Raw genomic sequence first — 24,226 nt, forward strand, 5'->3', positions numbered from 1 at the left:
AGGCCAGCGTAAATCTGCCTGATGAGGCAGAGGGGCCGCTGGCCTGACAAATACGTCAATATGTGTAGAAAATACGCTGGATCTCTTGCGTACTGTTGGTTTTTGTCAAAGCCAGCATCAGCAGGATGCGGGCTTTTTGCGGGTTCAGGGTATCGGACACCACACTATCGAGCTCATCATCATTGGCTTCGCCATTGCGCGCCACGATGCCCTGGCCGACGCGGCTGGCGCGCACGATCAGCACGCCTTTTTGACGCGCTTCGATCAAGGCTGGCTTGATTTGTGCAGCCACGCTGCCATCGCCCACGCCCGCGTGGATAATGCCCTTGGCGCCGGCGGCGATAAAGGCGTCGATGGCCACGCGGTTCATATTGGCATAGCCATACACGATGTCCACTTGCGGCAGGGAATCAAGTTTGCTGATATCGAATTCGCTATCCGCCGTATGCTTGCGCGTGGACTGGCGATAGAAAAACGGTTTGCTGCCCTGGATATAGCCCAGCATGCCCAGTTCGGTCGACTTGAAAGTGTCCGTGGTCGAGGTATTCGTTTTCGTCACTTCGCGCGCTGCATTGATCTGGTCATTCAAAGCTACCAGCACGCCCTTGCCCACGGCTTCCTTGCTGCCAGCCAACAACACGGCGTTGTACAGATTGATGGGGCCGTCAGCCGAAATGGCCGTCGATGGACGCATGGCGCCCACCACCACTACCGGTTTGTTGCTTTTTACGGTCAGGTCCAGGAAATAGGCGGTTTCTTCGATGGTGTCGGTGCCGTGCGTCACGACCACGCCATCGACGTCTGGCGAGGCCAGCAGTACATTGATGCGCTTGGCCAACACCAGCCAGTGTTCATTGCCCATGCTTTCGCTGGCGATCTGGAATACTTGCTCGCCTTTCACATTGGCAACCTTCTTCAATTCCGGCACGGCTGCGATCAAGCGGTCGACTCCCACCGTGGCCGAGGTATAACCCACCGTGGTGGTGCTGTCGGCGCCGCTACCGGCGATGGTGCCGCCCGTGGCCAGGATCACCACATTGGGCAATTTGGCGGCGACCGCTTCGGCGCGCGCAGGCGCCGTGGCGACAAAACTGATCAGCACAGTGGCCAGCATCAGCTGCGCGCACGATTGGAATTTGCGTAAAAACATGGTGCTCCTGTTGATTGATATGGCAAAGATAACAAAGTCGTGGGCAAATTATATGTCATCCATGGCAAGGCAAATCCTAATTTGCCCGTACTGTGCAAACGTGTGCCTGTGACACTCGGCTGCAGTTGCGCATGGCGGCAGAGCAAGTATGAAGTACTCCCGGAGCAAGCTTACAGGCAATAAAAAACCCGCCGTAGCGGGTTTTTCTTGAAGCGGATAATCGCTGGCGATCAGACTTAGACGTTAAACAGGAAGTTCAGCACGTCGCCATCCTTGACGATGTATTCCTTGCCTTCAGCGCGCATCTTGCCCACTTCCTTGGCGCCGGCTTCGCCCTTGAAGGCGATGTAGTCGTCATAAGCGATGGTTTGGGCGCGGATGAAGCCGCGTTCGAAGTCGGTGTGGATCACGCCGGCTGCTTGTGGCGCGGTTGCGCCGACCGGCACGGTCCAGGCGCGCACTTCCTTCACGCCTGCGGTGAAGTAAGTTTGCAGGCCCAGCAGTTTGTAGCCGGCGCGGATCAAGCGGTCCAGGCCTGGCTCTTCCATGCCCATGTCGGCCAGGAAAGCTTCCTTGTCCGCATCGTCCAGGTCGGCGATTTCCGCTTCCAATGCCGCGCAGATGGCGACGATAGGGGCGTTTTGCGATTTCGCGTATTCGGTCAGCTGGTCCAGCAGCGGGTTGTTGGTGAAACCCGTGTCCGATACGTTGGCCACGAACATGGCTGGCTTGGCCGTGATCAGGCACAAAGGCTTGATCAGTTCCATTTCGTCGGCATCCAGGCCCATGGCGCGCACTGGCTTGGCGTCGTTCAGGTAAGGCATCATGCGTTCCATGATGGCAACCAGCTTGGCAGCGTCCTTGTCGCCCGAACGGGCTTTCTTGTTTTCGCGGTGAATGGCTTTTTCCACGGTGCCCATGTCGGCCAGGGCCAGTTCGGTCTGGATGACTTCGATATCGTCGAGCGGGCTGATCTTGCCAGCCACGTGGATCACATTGTCATCTTCGAAGCAGCGCACCACGTTGACGATGGCGTCCGTTTCGCGGATGTGCGACAGGAACTGGTTGCCCAGGCCCTCGCCTTTCGACGCGCCAGCTACCAGGCCGGCGATGTCGACGAATTCAACGATGGCGTTGACCATGCGTTCCGGTTTGACGATGGCAGCGAGCGCATCCATGCGTGGATCCGGCACTTCAACCACGCCGACGTTAGGCTCGATGGTGCAGAACGGATAGTTTTCAGCCGGGATGCCGGCTTTCGTCAGTGCATTGAACAGGGTGGACTTGCCGACGTTCGGCAAGCCGACGATACCGCATTGGAGACTCATGAAAAACCTTTAATAATCAAAGCACATGGCGCCGTTGATCGGCGTGCTTGCCGTGCTGTTAGGGAAAACGGGGCGTACGCTCATCGTTTTCCGGGGATGGTGCATAGGATGCATATCAGGCGTCCATTGTACCCTTGCTATGCGTGCGACAAAAGCCTGATGATAGGCAAGTAGCGCCAACGCAGGCGCATCTTGCTGGTATCAGACCGGTATCAGGCCGTATGCAGCTTCATCGTCGCTGCTTCAAACTTGCCTTCAACAATCTGCGGCATGACTTGCAAGGACTTCTCGATAGCCTGGTCGATCAGGTCCTGGTCTTCGCGGCGCGGACGGTGCAGTACGAAATCGGCCACTTGTTGCTGCAGGCTCAGGCTGCGCGGATGGCCAATGCCCAGGCGCAAGCGCCAGTAATCCTGCGTGCCCAGCGCGGCCGTGATGTCTTTCAGACCATTATGGCCACCGGCCGAACCGCCTTTTTTCAGGCGCGCGATGCCGGGCATCAAGTCCAGTTCATCATGCACCACCAGCACCTCGTCGGCGGCAATCTTGAAGAAGCGCGCCAGGGCGCCCACGGACTGGCCCGAACGGTTCATGAAAGTCAGTGGTTCAAGCAGCCAGACTTCGTTGCCGCCGATGGAGGTCTTGGCCAGCATGGCGTTGTAGCGCGAATCGCGCTGCAAGCGGGTGCCGGGCAAGCTGTTGGCAAGATTGTCCACCAGCCAGAAGCCGGCGTTATGGCGGGTTTGTTCGTATTCGGGGCCGGGATTACCGAGACCGACGATCAGGCGTATGGGCATGATGTTGTCTGCAATGAAAATTTATCGATGAAAACATTATCGGTGATAACAGGCAGAAAAAAACCCGTCCGGTGTGAACCTGACGGGTTTTTCCTTACCACAACCGCATTGCTGCGGCGGCGATATTACTTCTTGTCGGCTTCAGCAGCAGCTTCGGCTTCAGCAGCAACGTGGCCAGCTGGTACCGATGCGGTAGCGATGGTCAGGTTGTTGCCGTGGGTAACTGCGGTCACGCCAGCTGGCAGAACCAGGTCGCCGACGTGCAGCGAGTGACCAACGTCGATGTTCGACAGGTCAACGGTGATGAATTCTGGCAGCTGGCCTGGCAGGCAAGCTACTTCGATTTCGTTGGCAACGTGGCTGATGGTTGCGCCGTGCAGTTTGACTGCTGGGGAAACGTCAGCGTTTGCGAAGTGCAGAGCAACTTTCACGTGGATAGGTTGCGATGCGTCAACGCGTTGGAAGTCAGCGTGCAGAACCAGTTGTTTGTATGCGTGGACTTGGAAGTCGCGCAGCAGAACTTGTTGCGAAACGCCGTCGATTTCCAGATCCAGGATCGACGAGTGGAAAACTTCTTTTTTCAGCGCGTGGTACAGGGCGTTGTGATCCAGCGAGATCAGCACTGGGGCTTCAGCGCCGCCGTAAACGATACCAGGGGTTTGGCCGGAAGTGCGCAGGCGGCGGCTCGCTCCGGAACCTTGCAATTCGCGTTTAAATGCGATAACTTTCATGTGAAACTCCAAAAAGAACAAGACTTGCGTCTTGTGTTATGAAGACTCCCGCGACCAGGAATCTTCGAAAATGGGCGCGGATGCGCCCCGAAAACTAAAACACTGCGGCGCAACAGGCAAAAAGCCGGTCGCGCCGCAGGTGACGTTTGTTACGGTCTATCGTATCAGTCGATAAACAGGGAGATCACTGAATCACCCTTGATGATGCGTTTGAACGTCTCGGCCAGCAGTGGCGCGCACGTCAATTGACGGATCTTGCCGCAAGCCAGGGCCGCTTCGGACAGCGGGATCGTATCGGTCACGACCAGCTCATCGAGTGGCGAAGCGATAATACGGTCAATCGCCGGGCCCGACAGCACTGGGTGGGTGCAATACGCCACCACGGTCTTGGCGCCGCGCTCCTTGAGCACTTCGGCAGCCTTGGTCAGGGTGCCTGCGGTATCGACCATGTCATCCATGATCACGCAGTTACGGCCTTCGACTTCACCGATAATGTTCATGACTTCCGACACGTTCGCTTTTGGACGACGCTTGTCGATGATGGCCAGGTCGCAGCCCAGGCGTTTTGCCAGGGCGCGCGCACGTACCACACCGCCGACGTCCGGCGACACTACCAGCAGATCCTGATAGTTTTTCTTTTGCAAGTCGCCCAGCAAGATAGGCGATGCGTAAATGTTGTCGACTGGAATATCGAAGAAACCTTGAATCTGGTCAGCGTGCAAGTCCATGATCAGGACGCGCTCGACACCAGCTTCTTCCAGCATGTTCGCCACTACCTTGGCCGAAATCGCAACACGCGCGGAGCGTGGACGGCGGTCTTGGCGGGCATAGCCGAAATAAGGAATGGCGGCGGTAATGCGGCCAGCGGAAGCGCGTTTCAGGGCATCAACCATCAGCATGATTTCCATCAAGCTGTCATTGGTTGGAGCACAGGTGGATTGCAAAACAAAAACATCCTTGCCGCGCACGTTTTCGTTAATCTCGACCATTACTTCGCCGTCGGAGAATTTCGAAACGTTTGCCTTACCGAGAGGGATGCCGAGATTTTTTGCGACCCCCTCTGCTAACGCTGGATTCGCGTTGCCGGTAAAAACCATCAGGTTTTCGTAAGCCATGGGAGTCCCAAGAGGTGATAGAGTAGTCTTGAAAGCACTAACCGGGCAGTAGCCCGGTCAGTCTGTGTTTAGCATGGACCGCGTAGCGGATCATGTTTTTGCTTCCCGTACTGGACGCCAACTTCGCATCGACAGACTACGGTGAAACGGGTGGCAGGGGAAGAAGGATTCGAACCTTCGCATGCTGGAATCAAAATCCAGTGCCTTAACCAGCTTGGCGATTCCCCTACGCAACTGACTGCTTGCCGTCATGTTGGCCAGTATTATACCGACTATTTTGAAGCTAAGCAAAATCTTTTTTACTCTCTACAACACGGCGAGCATCGGGTGGCGGCTCAGCGCTTTTGCTTTCCAGGCTATCCAGATATCAGGCACATTACTGAGCACTGCATCCGCTTCTTCGCTACTGGAAAACGCGCTAAACACACAAGCACCGGAACCAGTCATCCTGGCCTCTCCGTAAGCATTCAGCCATTCTACCGCATCTGCTACCGGCTTGAAAAGACTGCTTGCTACTTGCTGTAAATCGTTTTTACCAAACCCGCTCACGCTGTTACTTTTTGTGAGGTGCCTGGAAAAGTCCGCTATTGTGACGGGTTCGCTATCCCTCGTCAAGCCTTCTGCAGAAAAAATTGCAGCAGTAGGAACTTGCACGCCCGGCTCGATCACCACATACCAGCAATCAGGCGTGGTGACGGGCTGCAAGGCTTCCCCCACGCCTTCGGCAAAAGCGTTTTCGCCAAAGATGAAAAACGGGATATCGGCGCCCAGCGGCAAGCCCAGCGCCATCAATTCTTCGCGCGTCAACCCGGCTTGCCACAGGCGGTTCAAGGCCATCAGGGCCGTGGCCGCGTCGGAGGAACCGCCACCGAGGCCGCCGCCCATGGGCAAGACCTTGTCGATGGCGATATCGACGCCGCGCGGCAAGGCGCCCGTGCGGTGCAGCACTTCGGCCTGCAACAGCTTGGCGGCGCGGATGATCAAGTCCTGCTCTTCGGGCACGCCAGGCAAGATGGTGGTGCGGCGGATCAGCTGATCGCCGCGCAGGGCAAAGTGCAAGGTATCGCCATGATCGACCAGCTGGAATACCGTTTGCAGCAAATGGTAGCCATCATCGCGGCGGCCGTTGATGTGCAAAAAGAGATTCAGCTTGGCGGGAGCCGGGCAATTATTCAAAGAAGTGAGCAGGGAAGTGGGTGTCATTGTGCTTGGGACGATGGAACGGGATCGAGCACGATGCGCAGCGACACGGCATCGGCCTGGGCGCTGGTAGTGCGTTCGGCATCGATACGCCGCGGTTGGGGCAATGCGCCAGTAGTATTTTGCCCAACATCTTGCCACGACACATAACGCAAGCGCCAGCCATCCTTCGTCGTCACACTGTCATTACCGGGCGAAGCGACGAAACGCTGGCCATCGGCGCCGTCCGCATAACCCTGCAGCCAGTCGCGCAAGCCCGACACGGGCAAGGACCAGCCCAGCAGCTGTGCGCTGAGCGTATCGATATCGGGTGCACGGCGCGGCGCCTTGTCGCTTTGCGTCAGTACCGCTTCCTGCGGCGTGACGGCGATCGTGGCCAGGGTGCTGCCCAATGGCGTGTACAGGGTCACGTCCGTGCGCTGCGCCGTTTGCTGCCAGTTGAAATTGACGGTGGCCGATTCGGGCTTGTCATTCTTTTGATACGTCACGTTCAGCCGGCCCGTCAGTTCCACCTGGTCGCGGTACGGCGCCACCGTCTGGGCCGATGGCGGCGCGCTGGACGAAAACGGGGATGGCAAGGTGGAACAGGCCGAGAGGGCCAGGCAGACGATGGTCAGGGGGAGGAGGTGTTTGGGCATAGAGGACCAATCAACGTGACAAAACCCAAGAGCGAAATCTGGGGTCAGACCCGGCGGGTCTGACCCCGGCAGTATGCCGTTGGGTTTCAAAAACTACAAACTGACATTCAAGCGTGTCAGCGTGCTTTTCAGCGCTTCGTTTTTCGGGTCCTTGCCTTGCGCATCGCGCCACAGTTTTTGCGCTTCTGTCTTTTCGCCTTTTTGCCACAGCACTTCGCCCAGGTGGACGGCGATTTCAGGATCGGCGCGCAGGGCGTAGGCACGGCGCAGCGCTTCTTCGGCAGCGGGCAGATTACCCATGCGGAACTGCACCCAGCCCATGCTATCCATGATGAAAGGATCATCGGGCGCCATCTGCAAGGCTTTTTCGATCAGGGCATACGCTTCGGGCAGGCGCACGCCGCGTTCGGCAAACGAATAACCGAGCGCGTTATAGGCGTGCTGGTTATCAGGCGCCAGCGCCATCACGCGGCGCAAGCTCGTTTCCATCACATCGGTATGATCGAGGCGCTCGGCCAGCAAGGCATAGTCATACAGCAGTTCCGGATTGTCGGGGAAGCGCACGATGGCATTACCCAGCACGGTGAACGCGCTTTGCGCATAACCGGCATCGCGCAGCAGCTGCGCATCGACCAGCAGCACCTGCGCCTGGCTGGCGGGATCGTCGACTTCGATTTCCGTCAGCGCCTTGCGGGCCGCATCGAGGTCGCCATTGCGGGCAATCAGTTGCGCGCGGCGCAAGCGGGCATCGAAGTAGCCGGGCGAATCGCGGTTATCGACCTTGTCCAGCCAGGCGATGGCGCCAGCCGTGTCGTTACGCGTCTCGGCGATCTGCGACAGTATCATCAGGGCCTTCGATGGGTCGCGCGTATCGCCAGGCGCTTTATCGAGCACGGCCAGGAAGCGCTTGAAATACTGCTCGGCGCCCTTGGTGTCGTCCAGCTGCAATGTAATGATGCCCAGCGCATACAGGGCGGCCGCGTTGTCAGGCTGGGTTTTCAGCAGTAGCAGGAATTGATCGCGCCCCGCTGCCAGCTGCTTTTGCTCGACGAGCAGGCGTGCGTAGGCGGAGCGCACTTCGATGCTGTCCGGGTTCTTGTCCAGGAAAGCTGCCAGCACCTTGCCGGCCGCATCAGGCTCGCCACTCACCTGCGCCAGGGTCAGCGCCGCCAGGTCGGACGCGGGCTTCATCTGCAGGGCCTTGCTGGCTTCGTCGATGGCGCGCGGACGCTCGCCGATAGACAAGGCGCCCTGCGCCAGCACCAGGTGTGCTTCAAACATGTCCAGGTAAGGCTGGGTCAGGCGCACCACCATGGAATAGGCATACAGCTTGTCATTTGCGCGCGCCAGGATTTGCTGCATCTGGAACAGCGCTACGCCGCGCGAGCCAGGTGGCGCACTGGCCAGGCGCTGGGCGAAGATCGGTTCGGCTTCTTCGATGCGGTCCGTCAGCACCACAAAACCAAGGAAGAATTGAGTCGCCTCGTCGGAATCAGGCGCCAGTTCGCGCCACAAACGGATACCCGCCAGTGCTTCGTTGCCCTGCTTAGCCGCCAGCGCCATTTCGGAAGCACGGCGCGCCAGGCGCGGATCGCGCGTCTGCTGCGCCGCCATCATCATGGTCACATACGGTCCCTGCCACTGGCCATTCTTGAATTCCAGCTCCGCCTTGGTCAGCTTGTACAGCAAGTCGCTGCTCAGATTGACATTCGGCAGCGCTGCGCCCGCAGCAGCGTCTGGCTTGGCGTCTGGTTTGGCGTCTGCTGCACCGGCCGGCTTGGCCACAGGAGCGCCTGCCGGTATATCGGCAGGCGCAGTTTGTGTCTGTGCCATGGCATGCGTAGCCATCAGGGCGGACAAGGTTACAATGGCGAAAGCGTTTTTCAAAGGCGGATCCTGGCTGAACGGCAAAGTTTGATTCTACGCCCAACGCGTAGATCGCGTACTTCACGTATGTAACGAAATATATACGAGAATAACCGAGTTAACGATACGCGATATCGCCATCACGGGCCGCAGCCGGCCATACGCCCGCAACCCTGCTGTTTTCATTGTCGAGTCCTATGCCAGAATTGCCAGAAGTCGAAGTCACACGGCGCGGTGTCGCGCCCCATATCGAAGGGCGCACCGTGCGCTCCGTCGTGCTGCGCCGCGATGGCCTGCGCTGGCCCTTCCCCCCTGCCCTGGGCGAACAGTTATCGGGCCAGACCATCGGCTTGACGGGGCGGCGCGGCAAATACCTGCTGATCCACTTCCAGCATGGCAGCCTGATCATTCACCTGGGCATGTCGGGCCACCTGCGCGTGCTGCCTTCCGGTACCGAAGCGCAAAAGCACGACCATATCGACCTGGTGGTGGAAGACGCCGAAGGCACGTTACAGGTACTGCGCATGACAGACCCGCGCCGCTTTGGCGCCGTGCTGTGGCACGACCAGGCCGACGGCCCGCTGGACGGCCACGCGCTGCTGCGCGGCCTGGGCGTGGAACCGCTGGAAGGCGGCTTCACAGGACAACTTCTGTTCGAAAAAACGCGCAACCGCAATACCAATATCAAGCAGGTGCTGCTGGCCGGCGATATCGTCGTCGGCGTGGGCAATATCTATTGTTCCGAAAGCCTGTTCCGCGCCGGGATCAATCCGAAGACGCCAGCCAGGCGCATCGGCCTGGCGCGCTACGAAAAACTGGCGCAGGCGATCCGCGACGTGCTGGCCGAAGCCATCGTTCAGGGCGGCAGTACCTTGCGCGACTTCATCGGCGTCAATGGCCAGTCTGGCTATTTCCAGCAAACGTATTTCACGTACAACCGCACGGGCAAGCCATGCCGCGTGTGCGGCGCGCCGATACGCCAGATCGTGCAGGGGCAGCGCTCGACGTTTTATTGTGTGAACTGTCAAAAGTAGCTCACTCACAAAGGATGCAGATGGTCAGGGACTTGGAACAATACAGCGCTTGGCGCCAGGATGTACTGGCTGCCCTGCAGGCTTACCAGCAAGCCGCCCAGGGCGCCGGCCTGGTCGATGGCGCTTCTGCGCTGCGCCTGGCACGCTGTCTGTCGCGCCTTGCTGACGACCGCCTGTCCGTGGCCTTCGTGGCGGAATTCTCGCGCGGCAAATCCGAACTGATCAACGCGATTTTTTTTGCCGATTATGGCCAGCGTATCCTGCCGTCGGGCGCGGGGCGCACCACCATGTGCCCGACCGAACTGCTATACCACGCGGCATGGCCGCCGTGCATACGCTTGCTGCCGATCGAGACGCGCGCGCACAATCTGTCGACCAGCGATTACCGCGACATGGAGTCGGCGTGGACGGTGCTGCCCCTGAATATCGAGGCGGGCGGCGACATGCAGGAAGCCATACGCCAGGTCAGCCTGACCCGCCGCGTAAGCGTGGAAGACGCGGCCCGTTACGGTCTGTTCGACGCCGACGATGCCGACGCGCCAGCCATCGTCGGCGAAGACGGCCTGGTGGAAATCTCCATGTGGCGCCACGCCATCATCAACTTTCCTCATCCGCTGCTGAAACAGGGCCTGGTCATCCTCGACACGCCCGGCCTGAACGCCATCGGCACGGAACCGGAACTGACCCTGAACCTGATCCCGAATGCGCACGCCGTGCTGTTCATCCTGGCGGCCGACACGGGCGTGACGCGCAGCGATATCGAGGTCTGGCGCAACCATATCGGCGCCGGACCGGGGCGCCTGGTGGTGCTCAACAAGATCGACAGCATGTGGGATGAATTGCGCGGCGATGCGCAAGTGGCCGAGGCAATCGAACGCCAGCAAGCCAGCGTGGCGCAGCTGCTGACCCTGGACCCTGGCCAGGTGTTTCCCGTCTCGGCGCAAAAAGCCCTGGTGGGCAAGATCAACCACGATGCGGCGCTGCTGGAAAAAAGCCGTTTGCAGGCGCTGGAAACGGCGCTGTTCGACGAATTGATACCGGCCCGCAAGCAGATCATCGGGCGCCAGCTGGTGTTCGACCTGGACGCCATCGTCGCGGCGCAGCAGACGCAGACCACGGCGCGCGCGCGCGGCATCGCCGAGCAATTACACGAACTGCATAGCCTGCGCGGCAAGAACCAGGGCGTGATCGCCCACATGATGCGCCGCATCGATATCGAAAAAAAGGAATTCGATAGCAGCCTGTTCAAGCTGCAGGCGACGCGTTCCGTGTTTACGCGGCTGTCGACGGAGCTGTACACCAGCCTGGGCATGGAAATCGTGCGTGACGATATCGACGCCGTACGTGCCGCCATGCAGCGCAGCCGCTTTTTTACGGGGCTGCGCGACGCCATGCGCCAGTATTTCGAGCGCATCGGCCAAAACCTGGACCGCTCGGAACGCAAGACCGCCGAGATCACTGAAATGATGGGCGTGATGTACCGCAAATTCGCTGCCGAACATGGTTTGGCGCTGGCTATGCCGATGCCATTTTCGCTGGAGCGCTACCGCGAAGAGATCGAGACCATCGAAGCCATTTATCATAAACAGTTCGGCACGGCGACCCTGCTCACCACCAGCCGCGTGGTGCTGATGGAAAAATTCTTCGACACCATCGCCTCGCGCGTGCGCCGCAGTTTTACGCAAGCCAATGACGACGCCAGCGCGTGGCTGAAGGTCATCATGGCGCCGCTCGAAGCGCAAATCGCCGAGTACAAGGAACAGCTGAAACTGCGCTTCGCCTCGATCCAGCGCATCCACGATGCGACGGGCAGCCTGGAACAGAAAATCGCCGCCTTCGATGCGAACCTGGCCGCGCTGGAACGCGACAAGGCGCAACTGGCGCAGCTGGCTGACGCCTTACGCGCAGCCATCGCTAACTAAACACATTGGAATACACTGGAAACCTGCATGAAACGCTTGCTGCATCCGCTATCGCCCGCACCGGGCATGGCATCGTCTGAAAATTATAGTGACCCCAGCTTTTCCGCTACCGTCATCGCCTGGCAAAAACAGCATGGCCGCCACGCGCTGCCATGGCAAAACACGCGCGACGCCTACCTGATCTGGCTCTCCGAAATCATGCTGCAGCAAACCCAGGTGACGGCGGTGCTGGGCTATTACGCGCGCTTCCTGGAACGCTTCCCTACCCTGCGCGACCTGGCGGCAGCGCCCGTCGAAGACGTGATGGCGCAATGGAGCGGCCTTGGCTACTACACGCGGGCGCGCAACCTGCACAAGTGCGCGCAGCGCGTGGTGGCCGAATACGATGGCGTGTTCCCCAGCGACCCGCTGCTGCTGGCCGAGCTGCCCGGCATAGGCCGCTCGACGGCCGCCGCCATTTCCGCTTTTTCCAGCGGCACGCGGGCGGCCATCATGGATGGCAACGTCAAGCGCGTGTTTGCGCGCACCTTCGGCATCGATGCGTATCCCGGCGAAAAAAAGGTCGAGGAAGCGATGTGGCGGCGCGCTGAGGCGCTATTACCAGAAACCGGCATCGAAGCTTATACGCAGGGCTTGATGGATTTCGGCGCCACCCTGTGCACGCGCAGCAGCCCCGATTGCGGCCGCTGCCCCTTGCAGCCGCGCTGCGTAGCCTACGCCACGAACCGGGTCAAGGACCTGCCCGTGCGCAAACCCAAAAAGACCAGCCCGGAAAAACACGCCGTGATGCTGGTAGTGATCGACAACGGCCAGGTATTGCTGGAACAGCGCCCCGCGACCGGCATCTGGGGCGGCCTGCTGTCGCTGCCCGAACTCGATGGCCATGTGCTGCGCGATGGCAGCGCCTTACCCAGCGTCGACGATGAACAATTGGCGCGCGCCATACTGCCGTTTGGCGAGATCGAATCGCGTACAACGCTGCTGCCCATCGTGCACGTCTTCACCCACTACAAGCTGCATATCATTCCCTGTCGGATCACCCTGGCACGGCGTTTGTCGCTGGCCGGGGAAGCGACCCACGTCTGGTATGACGGTAGCAAGATCGCCGACGCGCCGCTGCCCGCCCCCATCAAGAAACTGCTGCTCGAGCTGTTCGGCGATGCGCAGGCGGCGCAGCGCAGCATGTTCTAGTGCGGCTGCGGCGGCTTTTCTTCCTGCCTGCCTTTGCGCTGGCGGCGTCATTCGCCAGTGCGGCCGACCTGCCCGAGATCCGCATCGGCGTGCTGGCCTACAAGGGTGCGGACGCCGTGCGGCAAGACTGGTCGTATGTCACGCGCCATCTGCAGGCCAGCATCCCCGGCGTGCGCTTCGTACTGGCCGATTACGACCAGGCGGGCTTGACGCGCGCCGTGCATGGCCTGGCCATCGATTTCGCCATCACCAGCAGCGGCCATTACGTGGCGCTTGAGCACAGCGATGGCGCCAGCCGCATCGCCACGCTGGAGTCGCCCTGGACAGACTCGCCACGGTTCGGCATCGGTTCGGCCATCGTCGTGCGCCAGTCGGCGCCGCTGCATGACCTGGCCGACCTGAAGGGTAAAAACGTAATGGCGGTGGCGTCCGATGCGTTTGGTGGCTACCAGATCGCGGCGCGTGAATTGAAGGAGGCGGGCATCGATCCTGCCCGCGATTTCGCCAGTCTGCGTTACAGCGGTTTTCCCTCGCAGCAGATCATCGCAGCGATCCGCTCAGGCACTGCGGACGCGGGCATCGTGCGCACCTGCCTGCTCGAACAGATGATGGCGCAGGGCCAGGTAGCGGCGAACGAACTGCGCGTGATCACCACGCGTCCCATCGCGGGATTCCGCTGCGCGACCTCGTCGCGTTTGTATCCGGACTGGCCCTTCGTCACCTTGCGCCAAACATCGCCGGCGCTGGCAAAACAGGTGGCGCTAGCCTTGCTTGCCATGCCGCGCACTGAACAAGGCTACAGCTGGACGGTGCCCAGCGATTACCAGAGCGTCGATGAACTGTTCCACGAACTGCGCATCGGTCCCTACGCCTATCTGAACAAGCTGACGTTTGATGCAGCGCTGGAGCGCTACTGGGGCTGGATGCTGCTGCTTCTGGCCCTGCTGGTGGCCTGGGCCGTGCACACGGTGCGCGTGGAATACCTGGTCAGCCGGCGCACGCAGCAATTACGCACCCTGCAAGAACAGGCGCGCCAGCACCAGGCAAGACAAGACCATACGGCGCGCCTGGCCATCCTGGGCGAGATGGCCAGCGCCATCGCGCATGAGCTGAACCAGCCGCTGGCGGCCATCGGCAATTTCGCACGCGGCATGGTGCGCCGTATCGACGCGGGCCGGCTCGAACCAGCGCCGCTGTTTGAGGGCGCGCAGGAAATCGCCACGCAAAGCGAACGCGCGGGCGCCATCATCCGGCATATACGGGCGATGGCGCAAAAGCGCCCCGCGCAAAGCACGAAGTTCGCCTTATCGGACACCGTGGAGCAAGCCGTGGCCCTGTTCCGTGCCGCCCATCCGCATGCACAGATAGTCGCCGAAATGAACGCCGGCCAGGCGCAGGTGCTGGCCGACCCGCAGCAAGTGCAGCAAGTACTGCTCAACCTGCTCAAGAACGCGCTCGATGCGCAGACAGAAAACGGCAATCCCAATCACCGTGTCAGCGTGCTGCTGCAGCGCGACGATGGCGCTTGCAGCGTGACGGTGCGCGACGCTGGCTGCGGCCTGGACGAGGCACATTTTGCCCGCCTGTTCGAACCCTTTTTTACCACCAAGGCCGAAGGCCTGGGGCTGGGCATGTCGCTCAGCAAAAGCATCATCGAATCGTTCGGCGGCACCCTGTCGGCGCGCGCGAACGATGACACTCCCGGCTTGACGGTCTGCTTCCGCCTGCCGGAAGCCACCCACGTGGAGACACCCCATGATCAATGAAACCGACGCCGTGATTTTTATCGTCGACGACGATGATGCGATGCGCCGTTCGCTGGCCTATCTGTTCGATTCAGCTGGCTGGAAAGTGCAGGTATTTGGATCAGCACGCGATTTTTTGGATAGCTATGACGGTCATGTACCGGGCTGTTTTCTGCTCGACGTACGCATGCCGCTGATGAGTGGACTGGAACTGCAACAAGAATTAGGACGCCACGCCATCACCCTGCCTGTGATTTTTCTCAGTGGCCACGGCGACCTGGCCATGGCCGTGCAAACCATGAAGGCAGGCGCTTGCGACTTCCTGGAAAAGCCGTGCAAGGATCAAGTCTTGCTGGACGCCGTCACGCGGGCAGTGGCCCGCAGCGTAGAGGACAGCCGGCGTGCCAGGCAGTCCAGCGCCGCAGCATCGGCATTGGCCGCCTTGACGGCGCGCGAACGTGAAGTGGCGCTGTTGATGGCGGAAGGAAAAGCGTCGAAGATCATCGCCCGTGAACTGGGCATCAGCGAAAAAACCGTGCAGGTACACCGTCACAATACGATGGCAAAACTGGGCCTGCATTCGGCGGCGGAAGTGACGCGCTTGCTGATGGCCAGCGGCGCCTTATAGGCGCTACAGCTCGTCGAGCGAATACAGGCGGCGATGTTCACGGATCGCATAACGGTCCGTCATGCCGGCGATATAGTCAGCGATCTTGCGCGCCTGTTTGCTGGCATCCCCTTCTTTCAGTTGGTAGTCGGGGGGGAGCAGGGCCGGATCGCCCATGAAAACGTCATACAGCTCGCGCACGATGCGGCTGGCCTTTACGCGCATGCGGTTGACCTGGTAGTGGCGGTACAGATTGGCCCGTAAAAGGCGTTTCAGCTCGGTGGCGTCGCGGCGCATGGCGTCTGAAAAACGAATCAATGGCGGGCTGGTGCGCACTTCGTCCACACTGCGCGGCGCCGCATCTTCCAGCAATGACGTCGAAGTGACGATCAAATCGTCAGCCAGTGCCGTAATCAATCGGCGCAAGGTTTCATAGATAGCGCGCCGGCCCGACAAGCCTGGGAATGCGGTCTGCACGTCGCGCCACAGACGGCCAAAGAATTCCACTTCTTCCAGCTGTGCGATGGTGATCAGGCCGGAACGCAAGCCATCGTCGATATCGTGGCTGTTGTAGGCAATTTCATCGGCCAGGTTGGTCAACTGCGCCTCCAGCGTCGGCTGGGTGCGGTCGATAAAACGCTGGGCCACCGGCCCCAGTTCGCGCGCATGGGCCAGCGAGCAGTGTTTCAAGATGCCTTCGCGCGTCTCGAACATCAGGTTCAAGCCGTCGAAGGCGCCGTAGTGCTCTTCCAGCGTATCGACCACGCGCAGGCTTTGCAGGTTATGCTCGAAGCCGCCATGGTCCTTCATGCATTCATTGAGCACGTCCTGGCCCACGTGGCCGAATGGCGTGTGGCCCAGGTCGTGCGCCAGCGCGATGGCTTCCACCAGATCTTCATTCAGCCGCAGGTTGCGCGCGATCGAACGGCCGATCTGCGCCACTTCCAGGCTGTGCGTCAGACGCGTGCGGAACAGATCGCCTTCGTGGTTGAGAAAAACCTGGGTCTTGTATTCCAGGCGGCGAAACGCCGAGGAATGGATGATGCGGTCGCGATCGCGCTGGAACTGGCTGCGCGAGGCATGCGGCGCCTCGGCAAAACGACGTCCCTGCCCCTGTGCCGAATGGGCGGCATAGGGAGAGAGGAAGTCTTCGGGTAGCATTTACGCCACTCCGGCGGCCAGGGTGGCCAATACCAGTTCGTGCGGCGCCGACGTAATCTGCGGGCTGCCCAGCGGTTTGAGCAAGATGAACTTGATGGCGCCGCCTTCGTTCTTCTTGTCCACTTCCATCAGTTCCAGCCAGCGCTCCACGCCCAGGTCCGGCGCCTTGACCGGCAGGCCGGCCGCAGCGACCAGATTGCGCACGCGATCGACAGCCGCCTGGTCGATATAACCCATGCGGCACGACAGGTCGGCCGCCATCACCATGCCGCAGCCGACGGCTTCGCCGTGCAGCCAGTGGCCGTAGCCCAGGCCCGCTTCAATGGCGTGGCCGAAAGTGTGGCCAAAGTTCAGGATGGCGCGCAGGCCGCCTTCACGTTCATCCTGGCGCACCACGTCGGCCTTGATTTCGCACGAACGGGCGATCGCGTACGCCAGCGCGCCCTTGTCGCGCGCCATCAGCTTGGCGATATTGGCTTCGATCCAGTCGAAGAAGGCGCTGTCGATGATGGCGCCATGCTTGATCACTTCAGCCAGGCCAGCCGACAGTTCGCGCGCCGGCAGGGTTTCCAGGGTCGAGGTATCGGCGATCACGGCGCGCGGCTGATAAAACGCGCCGATCATGTTCTTGCCCAGCGGGTGGTTGATGCCCGTCTTGCCGCCGACGGAGGAATCGACCTGCGCCAGCAAGGTGGTCGGCACTTGCACGAAACCGATGCCGCGCATATAGCTGGCCGCCGCATAACCGGTCAGGTCGCCGATCACGCCGCCGCCCAGCGCCACCAGGGTGGTCTTGCGGTCGCATTTGTTGGCCAGCAGCGCATCGAAGATCTGCATCAGGCTAGCCCAGTTTTTATATTCTTCACCGTCAGGCAGGACGATGCTGATCACTTCGCGGCCATCGCCGGCCAGGGCTTTTTCCAGCCGCTCCAGGTATAGCGGAGCGACCGTGGTATTGGTGACGATGGCCACCTTGTGGCCATTGATATGGCGTACCAGTGCATCGGCGTCGGCCAGCAGGCCGGGGCCGATAGCGATCGGATAACTGCGTTCGTCGAGATCTACGCTCAACAACATTTTGGATTGCTCGTTCATCGAAGGCTCTGCATGAATGACGCAGTTGGGCGAAGCCTCGCATTCAAGGCTGGCCAGCTGCATCAGGATAGTCTGAACCATCGATTGTACGTTAGGACGGCCGGTGTCGATCACGATGTCGGCCACTTCCATGTAATACGGTTCGCGTTCAGCCGTCAATTCTTCCAGTTTTTTGCGCGGGTCGGCCGTTTGCAACAGGGGACGGTTCTTGTCATGGCTGGTGCGGACCAGGATGTTGTTGACGCTGGCCCGCAGGTAGACCACAGTGCCCCGCTCCTTCAAAAAGGCGCGGCTCTCGGCATTGAGGATGGCGCCGCCGCCCGTGGCCATGACAATACCCTCCTGCCCGCTCAGGTCGCGTATCACCTCCGCTTCGCGGCGGCGAAAGCAGGGTTCACCCTCGATTTCAAAGATCCACGGTATCGAGGCCCCGGTACGGGCTTCGATCTCGTGGTCGGAATCGACAAAGCGCAAGCCCAGCTTGCGGGCCAGGATGCGCCCGATCGTGGTCTTGCCTGCGCCCATGAGGCCGACAAGGAAAATATTGCTGTTAGAAATTTCGGACACTATTTGTATTCACTCAGGCGATAACCCTGTCTTTCCGCTATCGCCCTGTGGCTCCATTATTGGCATGTGAACGTCAGTTTAAACGGATAGCTGGTAGTTAGTAAATGCGGGGTTGTTACATTCACATTGAATGTAGCCACTCCCGGGGTACATGGCTGGCCTGCCGGACTGGTGATGGTCACGAGGTGACTCGTTCCCTGATAAGTAGCCGGTGGCACAGACCTATCCGGGAACGCTTTCTGCACGGTTGCAGGCGAGACCCCGCCACTGGCTGCGCGCACGATATTGGCGACCTCAACAATAGTTCCACTCGGCATGGGATTATTGTTGACATCATTGATCTGCAAGCTAAATACCAGCGGCACGTTCCAGTTCACGGGGCCCAGGTCATTCACAACGCTCCCCGACGTCAATACCGTGCCGCCATTGAGGAAAATCGTTCCCGGAGAGCTACCGCTGATAAAGAAATTCGTTTTGGCAAAGATGGGCGTGGCCGTGCCGTCGCTGGTACTGGCGCAAATCGTGGCAACCCCAGTACGCGGATTGTCATCGCTACCCAGGGGTCCATTGCAGACCGTGGCTGGCGTGTTCTTCGTGGGGTTACGCGGCGCCTGTGCACGGAAATCCACCGTACATGAACCATTGATAGAATTACAGCCGCCTCTGCTTGCGCTACCCACAACACCGATATTGCTTTGGAATACCACAGGCGTGCCATCGGCAACGGGATTGCCGAACTTGTCGCCCATCGCAACGGTCACCAAAGCGGACGGAGTGGCGCCATTCGCATCGATAGTCCAACCCTCCACATTGCTGTCGCTGATGGATATCGAAAACGCTTTCTGCACGGGCGTACCCGTCGAGACGACAATAGAGTCCGACAAGGTGGAGACGTTCGTATTATCTATCTTGGCCTGGATACGGAAAGATAAAGGCGTAGAACCCGACATGACGCTGGTAGTCACTTCGCCATTCGCATCGGTGGTGCCATAGAGAGGACTCAAGCCGATATCTGCATTCTCATCTGTCTTGGCAAAGCGCACCGTCAAACCAGGCAAGGGATTGTTGAAGGTATCGAAAACACGGAATTTCAAGGTCGCGCTTTCACTGCGCAACAAGCCGCCCTGGCCTTTGATGACGATGGATTTATCGGTTGGCACAGCCGAATAGAACTGGATGGACGCTAGCTGCGGTGCGGCAATCTGCAGGGTCGCGCTACGGCTGCCTGCCACGCCGCTGGCGGTGGCTGAAATCACATCGCTTACGCCGCAGCCCTGGTCGCGATAGACGGCGCGGGCACTGCCATTGGCCGTTTGCACGACGGCAGCAAAAGTGGCTTTGCCAGCGGTCACACAAGACGAGCTGAAATTGACGGCCAGGCTTTGATCCGTATATTTCGCGCTGCCGGATAATACGTCCAGGGAAACCTGGGTCGAACCATAGGCATCCAGCGATGGCGTATCGAAGACGATATTGCCGAACGTCAGCGTCGTGGCGCCCACGACAAAGTTGATTGTGCTGGTCGAGGTCGTTCCATTCAAGACGACGGCCGCTGTCAGGCTACCTGCACCACCCACAGCCAGGCTGACGGGGCGCAATATCACGCGCGCTTCGCCGTTAGCATCACTTAATGCAGAACCGGCGGAAGGCGACAAGGTCGCCAGATTATTATCTGCGGCAAACACAACCAGGGCATTTGGCAATAATTTGCCATCCTGATCCTTGACGGTAGCTACCGCCGTCAAGGGCGTGGCACTCGACAGCGCGTTACTGGTACCACCCGCTGCATTCAACAAGGCGACGCTGATGCTGGCTTTGGAAGCGACCGTGGCAGCAATTTGATAATTGGCTTCGGCACTCACCGCCACGCCTGCAGTGGTCACGCTGGCCGTCACTTTACCGGCGCCGCTAGCCGTATTGCTGGCAGGACGCATGGTGACCGTAGCGATACCCTTGGCATCCGTCAAAGCCGTACCGCTGCTGGGCGCCAACACGACCAGGCTGGCATCGGCGACAAAGGTCACCAGCGCATTGGACACGCCCGCTCCGTTCTTGTCCAACACCGCTACCCTGGCGGTCAATGGCGCACTGCTGCTGATGGTATTACTGCTTTGCCCTGTTGCATTGAGCAAGCTGATAGCCATTGTTGCCGGAACACCAGCCGCCGTACCACCACCACCACCACCACCGCTGCCACCATCGAGGGACGGATCACCGCCGCCACCACCACAGGCGGCAAGAAAAGCGCTCAGGGCCAGCAAGGCCAGCCAATGTATTGCCTGATTCCAGTATTTATTCCGCATGATCAACATCAGTCCGCTTTCGTCTGTATTGTTACTTACTGCTTATTAACTAAACGCAAAGACGAAACATTAACGCTTTGGTGGCCGATCTGCTACTATTTTCGGCGTAATAAACACCATCAGCTCGGTTTTTTCCTGGCTACGGCCCGTACTGCGAAAAAAAACACCGAGCAGCGGGATGTCGCCCAGCAGCGGCACCTTGGTTTCCGTGCTCCGTTCGGACTGCTGATAAATGCCGCCCAGCACAACCGTGCCGCCATCTTCCACCATCACCTGCGTCTTCACGTGCTTGGTGTCGATGGCGAAGCCGGAACGCGTTTCCTGACCTACGCTATCCTTGTTGACATCCACTTCCAGCACCACATTGCCATCTGGCGTGATGTGCGGCGTCACTTCCAGGCGCAGATTGGCCTTGCGGAACGTGATCGAGGTAGCGCCGCTGCTGGTGGCCACCTGATACGGCAATTCGATGCCTTGCTCGATCAGCGCCAGCACTTTGTCGGCCGTCACCACGCGGGGGCTGGAAATGATCTTGCCCTTGCCATCGGCTTCCAGCGCCGACAATTCCAGGTTCAGGAAACGGTTGGCGCCGGCTGAAAACAGGCTCAGGGCAAAACTGGAGGCCGGCAAGCCGTTGATGCTGGCTGCAGGCAAATTGACAAATTGCGTGTTGGGCACAAATACACCATTGCCCGCCACCGTTTGCCCGGTCGCCTCGCCCACGCCCACATAGTTGCCGCCCACCACCACGCGGCGTCCGTTGGAACCGATTGGAAAACCAGCTAACCCTCCCTGCGCCAGGCTCTGGTCGGAAAACCCCAGGCGGGCACCGAGGTTACGGCTGAAACTATCGTTCGCCTCGACGATGCGCGCCTCGATCAGCACTTGGCGCGTAGGGATATCGGTCTTGCTGATCAAGAGGCGTATCTGTTCCAGACGCGCCGGTACGTCGGTGACGAACAGCTGGTTGGTGCGCGGCTCGATCAGCACGCTGCCACGGCGCGACAGTATGCGGCTGCGGCCCTCGCCCGCATCGAGATTGAACACGCTGCGGAACGCCTCGGCCTTCTGGTAATTGAGCTGGAAGATGGCCGATTCCAGGGGTTCCAGTTCCGCGATCTGCGCGCGCTGTTCCAGTTCCAGTTTTTCACGCGCCAATATCTCTTCACGCGGTGCAATCCACAACACATTACCGCTGCGCCGCACATCCAGTCCCTTCGCTTGCAACACTACATCGAGCGCCTGGTCCCAGGGGAGGTTGCGCAAACGCAAGGTGATATTGCCGGCCACGCTATCGCTGGCGACGATGTTTTGCCCGGACACATCGGCCAGCACATGCAGGGCCGACCTGACGGCGATGTTCTGGAAATCGACGGAAATGTTTTCTCCCACATACAGCCGCGGCGCCGTGACATGCACCACGCCTTCTTGCGCAGCGGGAACCACGCCATGCAGCGCCAGCAGCAACATGAGCAGACAGCGCGGCGTCATGGCTGCGCCTCCGCGATGATCGGCTTGATCACCTTGCCAGCTTGCACCTCGATGCCGCCGCGCCGCTCGCGCCAGGCGCCGTTTGCTTCCTGCAACACTTCACGATAGCGCAGGCCCTGCTCGCTGATCTCCGTCACCAGGCCATGGTCGTGGCCCAGGTGCTGGCCAACAACGACCACATGCACGCGCCCACCCGCTTGCAGCAGCGCACTCAGGCGGCCTTCGTGGCGCACGCTGCCTACCATGGTCATCTCCGATAACGCCACGCTTTCCAGTGCTTCGCGCGGGCGCTTCAAATCGGGCGCCGCAACGGCATTCTGCGTAGCGGCCACCGCCTGCACGGCGGCACCGAAGGGGTCTGGCAAGTCGGCAGCATCGTAATCGAGCGCAGGCGCCACTACGTGCGGCACTGGCATGGACTGCGTCTTTACCGGAAGCAATTTAGCCTGCGCCGCCAGCTCAGTTGCATCGGGCAGGCGGTAGGCGTGCAGCACCGCATCCAGGGTCAATACGCCGTCATTTCCTGCGACCAAGGCCAGCTCGTGCACCGTGACGATGCGGGGCAGCCGCGCCAGATCCGCTGTAAAAGCGCCAATGGCGTGGTAGCCCCCGCGCAACTGCACGGCGATGGGCAAAGCTACATAATGGCTTGGCAGCGTTGCCGGTATCGCTGGCCCCGGTTTGAACAGCGCAAAATGCAAGCCCCTCGCCAGGCCCGCCTGATTGATGCTCGATAGCAAGTCGGCCATCTCTTGCTGGCGCGGCAGTTGCTGCTCCAGCCTGGCCAGCGTGGCAGCGGCCTGCCGCTGCCCGGCGCGCAGTGCTGGCAGCCGGCCTGCCTTCACTTGCGCCAGCTGATGCGCCACGCGCAAACGTGCCTCCTCTGCCTGCGCCGCCTGCAAGGTCTCGGCCAGGCGGCCGAGCCAGGCCACATACACGACTACAGCCATCAAGGCGCCCAGCAAACCGGCGCACACCAGGCGACTCGACAACGGCCAGCTAGCCGCTACTTTCAGGCTCAACATATCGTTCCTCCTGTTAGTGCTACGGGCCGGCCAGTTTCAGCTGCACCGTCAGCTCCACGGCGCCCTCGCCCATGCCTTGTTTCGCATGCGCCGGCACGCGCACTTCCAGCAACTCGGGGGCAGAGTGCGGCGCCGCCTTCCCCAGCGCCAGCAGCAGGGCCGAGACTTTTTCCTGCGATACGGCTTGGCCCTGCAAACGCAAACGGCTTCCATCCTGATGCAGGCTGTGCAGGACCACGCCCTCGGGCAGTACACGCGCCAGCATGGCAAACATGGCGACCCAGGCATTGCGCTCTTCTTGTAGCTGTGCAATCGCCGCCTGGCGCGCCGCCAGCGCTTGCGTTTCGCGCTGCACGGCTTGCCCGGTGGCGATGGCCTTGTCCGACTGCTGCATGGCTTGCCGCCACCCTTCCTGGCGCTGGGTCATGCGCTCCAGGCTGAACTGCATCCACGCGCCCGTGCCCAGCGCCAGCAGCAGGCCCAGCAAGGCACCACCGCCCAGCAGGCGCAAGCAAGCCTGCTCGCGCCGCTTGCGTGCCATGGCCCGGTGCGGCAAGAGATTGATATGCGCGCCCTGCGTCGCCGCCTTCATCCTGCATACCTGTGCATGGCCAGCCCCCAGGCCAGCTGATAGGCTGCACCATCGGGCAGATCGCGCCATCCTCCCTGGGCCACGGCCGCCTGCAGCGCCAGCACTTCGCTATCCATGATGACCGCATGCAAGCCTGCTACCTTGACCGCGTCGAGGCGGCGTTGCACATTGGCACGCCGCGCAATCACCAGCAGCACATCGATTTCCTCGCCGCTGCCAGCAGGCCCCAGTATGCAAAAATCCAGGCTCGCGTCTTCGAGGGCAAACGGCATGTATTGCGCCGCTTCCAGTTCCACCAGGATTTCCAGCTGCTCGTCCGGCAAGCCGGCCGGCAGGCGCACCGTCTGCGTGATCAGGGCCGCGCCCGGCATGGCCAGCGCCACCCGTACGCAGGCGCTGCCGCTGCTGGACCAGGCCTGGCGCACGGCGGCAGCCATGCCATCGATATCTTCCACGCTGCCCTCATACATCACGCCTGGGTCTACCTGCGCCACGCCGCGATGAGGGCAAGTCCAGCGCCCGCGCCGTCTATGCAACTCAACCACGCGCACGGCTTGCTCTCCCATGTCCATGCCCAGCAAGCTTCCCCCCATGAGGGCACGCATCGTTCGCCACAGCCGTCTGTAATTGCTGCTTTCTGGAATGATTTTCATAGGAGAAATCACCAC

Annotated in this window: 19 protein-coding genes, 1 tRNA gene and 1 pseudogene; 5 read left to right on the forward strand and 16 right to left on the reverse strand. The window is 60.4% G+C overall.

The genetic code is table 11. The features are described from left to right. Positions 1–55 precede the first annotated feature (55 nt). From HDE75_RS22560 to HDE75_RS22600, 9 genes are all read right to left on the reverse strand, one after another. Entirely contained in the window at positions 56–1,150 is a 1,095-nt protein-coding gene (locus tag HDE75_RS22560; protein ID WP_183680718.1) for a type II asparaginase, read from the reverse strand. 236 nt (positions 1,151–1,386) lie between these two features. Further along, positions 1,387–2,478, reverse strand: coding sequence for a redox-regulated ATPase YchF (ychF, locus tag HDE75_RS22565; protein ID WP_183680720.1), 1,092 nt, complete (start codon positions 2,476–2,478; stop codon positions 1,387–1,389). 212 nt (positions 2,479–2,690) lie between these two features. Continuing rightward, entirely contained in the window at positions 2,691–3,275 is a 585-nt protein-coding gene (gene pth / locus HDE75_RS22570) for an aminoacyl-tRNA hydrolase (protein WP_183680722.1), read from the reverse strand. A 125-nt stretch (positions 3,276–3,400) separates the two neighbouring features. Continuing rightward, positions 3,401–4,006, reverse strand: a complete 606-nt coding sequence (locus tag HDE75_RS22575) for a 50S ribosomal protein L25/general stress protein Ctc (RefSeq protein ID WP_183680724.1) — start codon at positions 4,004–4,006, stop codon at positions 3,401–3,403. Between the two features lie 164 nt (positions 4,007–4,170). After that, complete coding sequence (locus HDE75_RS22580; RefSeq protein WP_183680727.1) at positions 4,171–5,121, reverse strand: ribose-phosphate pyrophosphokinase; 951 nt, start codon at positions 5,119–5,121, stop codon at positions 4,171–4,173. A gap of 151 nt (positions 5,122–5,272) precedes the next feature. Then, positions 5,273–5,349, reverse strand: a tRNA-Gln gene (locus HDE75_RS22585). Between the two features lie 78 nt (positions 5,350–5,427). After that, positions 5,428–6,324, reverse strand: coding sequence for a 4-(cytidine 5'-diphospho)-2-C-methyl-D-erythritol kinase (ispE, locus tag HDE75_RS22590; RefSeq protein ID WP_183680729.1), 897 nt, complete (start codon positions 6,322–6,324; stop codon positions 5,428–5,430). Next, positions 6,321–6,959, reverse strand: a complete 639-nt coding sequence (locus HDE75_RS22595; RefSeq protein ID WP_183680731.1) for an outer membrane lipoprotein LolB — start codon at positions 6,957–6,959, stop codon at positions 6,321–6,323. Before HDE75_RS22595 ends, ispE begins: the two co-directional genes overlap by 4 nt. A 93-nt stretch (positions 6,960–7,052) precedes the next feature. Next, the gene (locus HDE75_RS22600) at positions 7,053–8,792 is read right to left on the reverse strand and encodes a tetratricopeptide repeat protein (RefSeq protein WP_260174265.1); all 1,740 of its coding nucleotides are present in this window, start codon (positions 8,790–8,792) and stop codon (positions 7,053–7,055) included. 230 nt (positions 8,793–9,022) lie between these two features. Between HDE75_RS22600 and mutM the strand changes: the two genes are divergently transcribed. From mutM to HDE75_RS22625, 5 genes are read left to right on the forward strand one after another with little or no spacing between them, the layout of a single operon-like run. Next, positions 9,023–9,859: a bifunctional DNA-formamidopyrimidine glycosylase/DNA-(apurinic or apyrimidinic site) lyase gene (mutM, locus tag HDE75_RS22605; protein WP_183680735.1), complete on the forward strand. Its 837-nt coding sequence runs from the start codon at positions 9,023–9,025 to the stop codon at positions 9,857–9,859. Positions 9,860–9,879: 20 nt separating this feature from the next. After that, a complete protein-coding gene (locus HDE75_RS22610) occupies positions 9,880–11,781 on the forward strand; it encodes a dynamin family protein (RefSeq protein ID WP_183680737.1) in 1,902 nt (633 codons plus the stop codon). A gap of 27 nt (positions 11,782–11,808) precedes the next feature. Continuing rightward, positions 11,809–12,972 (forward strand): A/G-specific adenine glycosylase, encoded by a 1,164-nt coding sequence (gene mutY, locus HDE75_RS22615; protein ID WP_183680739.1) that lies wholly within the window; start codon positions 11,809–11,811, stop codon positions 12,970–12,972. After that, the gene (locus HDE75_RS22620; RefSeq protein ID WP_183680741.1) at positions 12,972–14,738 is read left to right on the forward strand and encodes a sensor histidine kinase; all 1,767 of its coding nucleotides are present in this window, start codon (positions 12,972–12,974) and stop codon (positions 14,736–14,738) included. The genes mutY and HDE75_RS22620 overlap by 1 nt, the downstream gene beginning before the upstream one ends. Continuing rightward, the gene (locus tag HDE75_RS22625) at positions 14,728–15,345 is read left to right on the forward strand and encodes a response regulator transcription factor (RefSeq protein WP_183680743.1); all 618 of its coding nucleotides are present in this window, start codon (positions 14,728–14,730) and stop codon (positions 15,343–15,345) included. The genes HDE75_RS22620 and HDE75_RS22625 overlap by 11 nt, the downstream gene beginning before the upstream one ends. A gap of 3 nt (positions 15,346–15,348) precedes the next feature. Here the strand turns inward: HDE75_RS22625 and HDE75_RS22630 are convergent, their stop codons facing one another. From HDE75_RS22630 to pilM, 7 genes and pseudogenes are all read right to left on the reverse strand, one after another. Continuing rightward, complete coding sequence (locus HDE75_RS22630) at positions 15,349–16,485, reverse strand: deoxyguanosinetriphosphate triphosphohydrolase (RefSeq protein WP_183680745.1); 1,137 nt, start codon at positions 16,483–16,485, stop codon at positions 15,349–15,351. Further along, a complete protein-coding gene (aroKB, locus tag HDE75_RS22635) occupies positions 16,486–18,105 on the reverse strand; it encodes a bifunctional shikimate kinase/3-dehydroquinate synthase AroKB (protein WP_183680825.1) in 1,620 nt (539 codons plus the stop codon). A gap of 98 nt (positions 18,106–18,203) precedes the next feature. Further along, positions 18,204–20,459 (reverse strand): Ig-like domain-containing protein, encoded by a 2,256-nt coding sequence (locus HDE75_RS22640; RefSeq protein ID WP_183680747.1) that lies wholly within the window; start codon positions 20,457–20,459, stop codon positions 18,204–18,206. Positions 20,460–20,519: 60 nt separating this feature from the next. Then, positions 20,520–21,845, reverse strand: a pseudogene (locus tag HDE75_RS22645) (type IV pilus secretin PilQ); the annotation flags it as partial. A gap of 92 nt (positions 21,846–21,937) precedes the next feature. After that, entirely contained in the window at positions 21,938–22,966 is a 1,029-nt protein-coding gene (locus HDE75_RS22650; protein WP_183680750.1) for a pilus assembly protein PilP, read from the reverse strand. Between the two features lie 19 nt (positions 22,967–22,985). Next, the gene (locus tag HDE75_RS22655; protein ID WP_183680752.1) at positions 22,986–23,558 is read right to left on the reverse strand and encodes a PilN domain-containing protein; all 573 of its coding nucleotides are present in this window, start codon (positions 23,556–23,558) and stop codon (positions 22,986–22,988) included. Next, positions 23,555–24,163 carry a type IV pilus biogenesis protein PilM gene (gene pilM, locus HDE75_RS22660; RefSeq protein WP_183680754.1) on the reverse strand — a complete coding sequence of 203 codons (609 nt, stop codon included), beginning with the start codon at positions 24,161–24,163 and terminating at the stop codon, positions 23,555–23,557. Before pilM ends, HDE75_RS22655 begins: the two co-directional genes overlap by 4 nt. Between the last annotated feature and the right edge of the window lie 63 nt (positions 24,164–24,226).

This window comes from Janthinobacterium silvisoli (assembly GCF_014200725.1).
Taxonomy (GTDB): domain Bacteria; phylum Pseudomonadota; class Gammaproteobacteria; order Burkholderiales; family Burkholderiaceae_D; genus Janthinobacterium.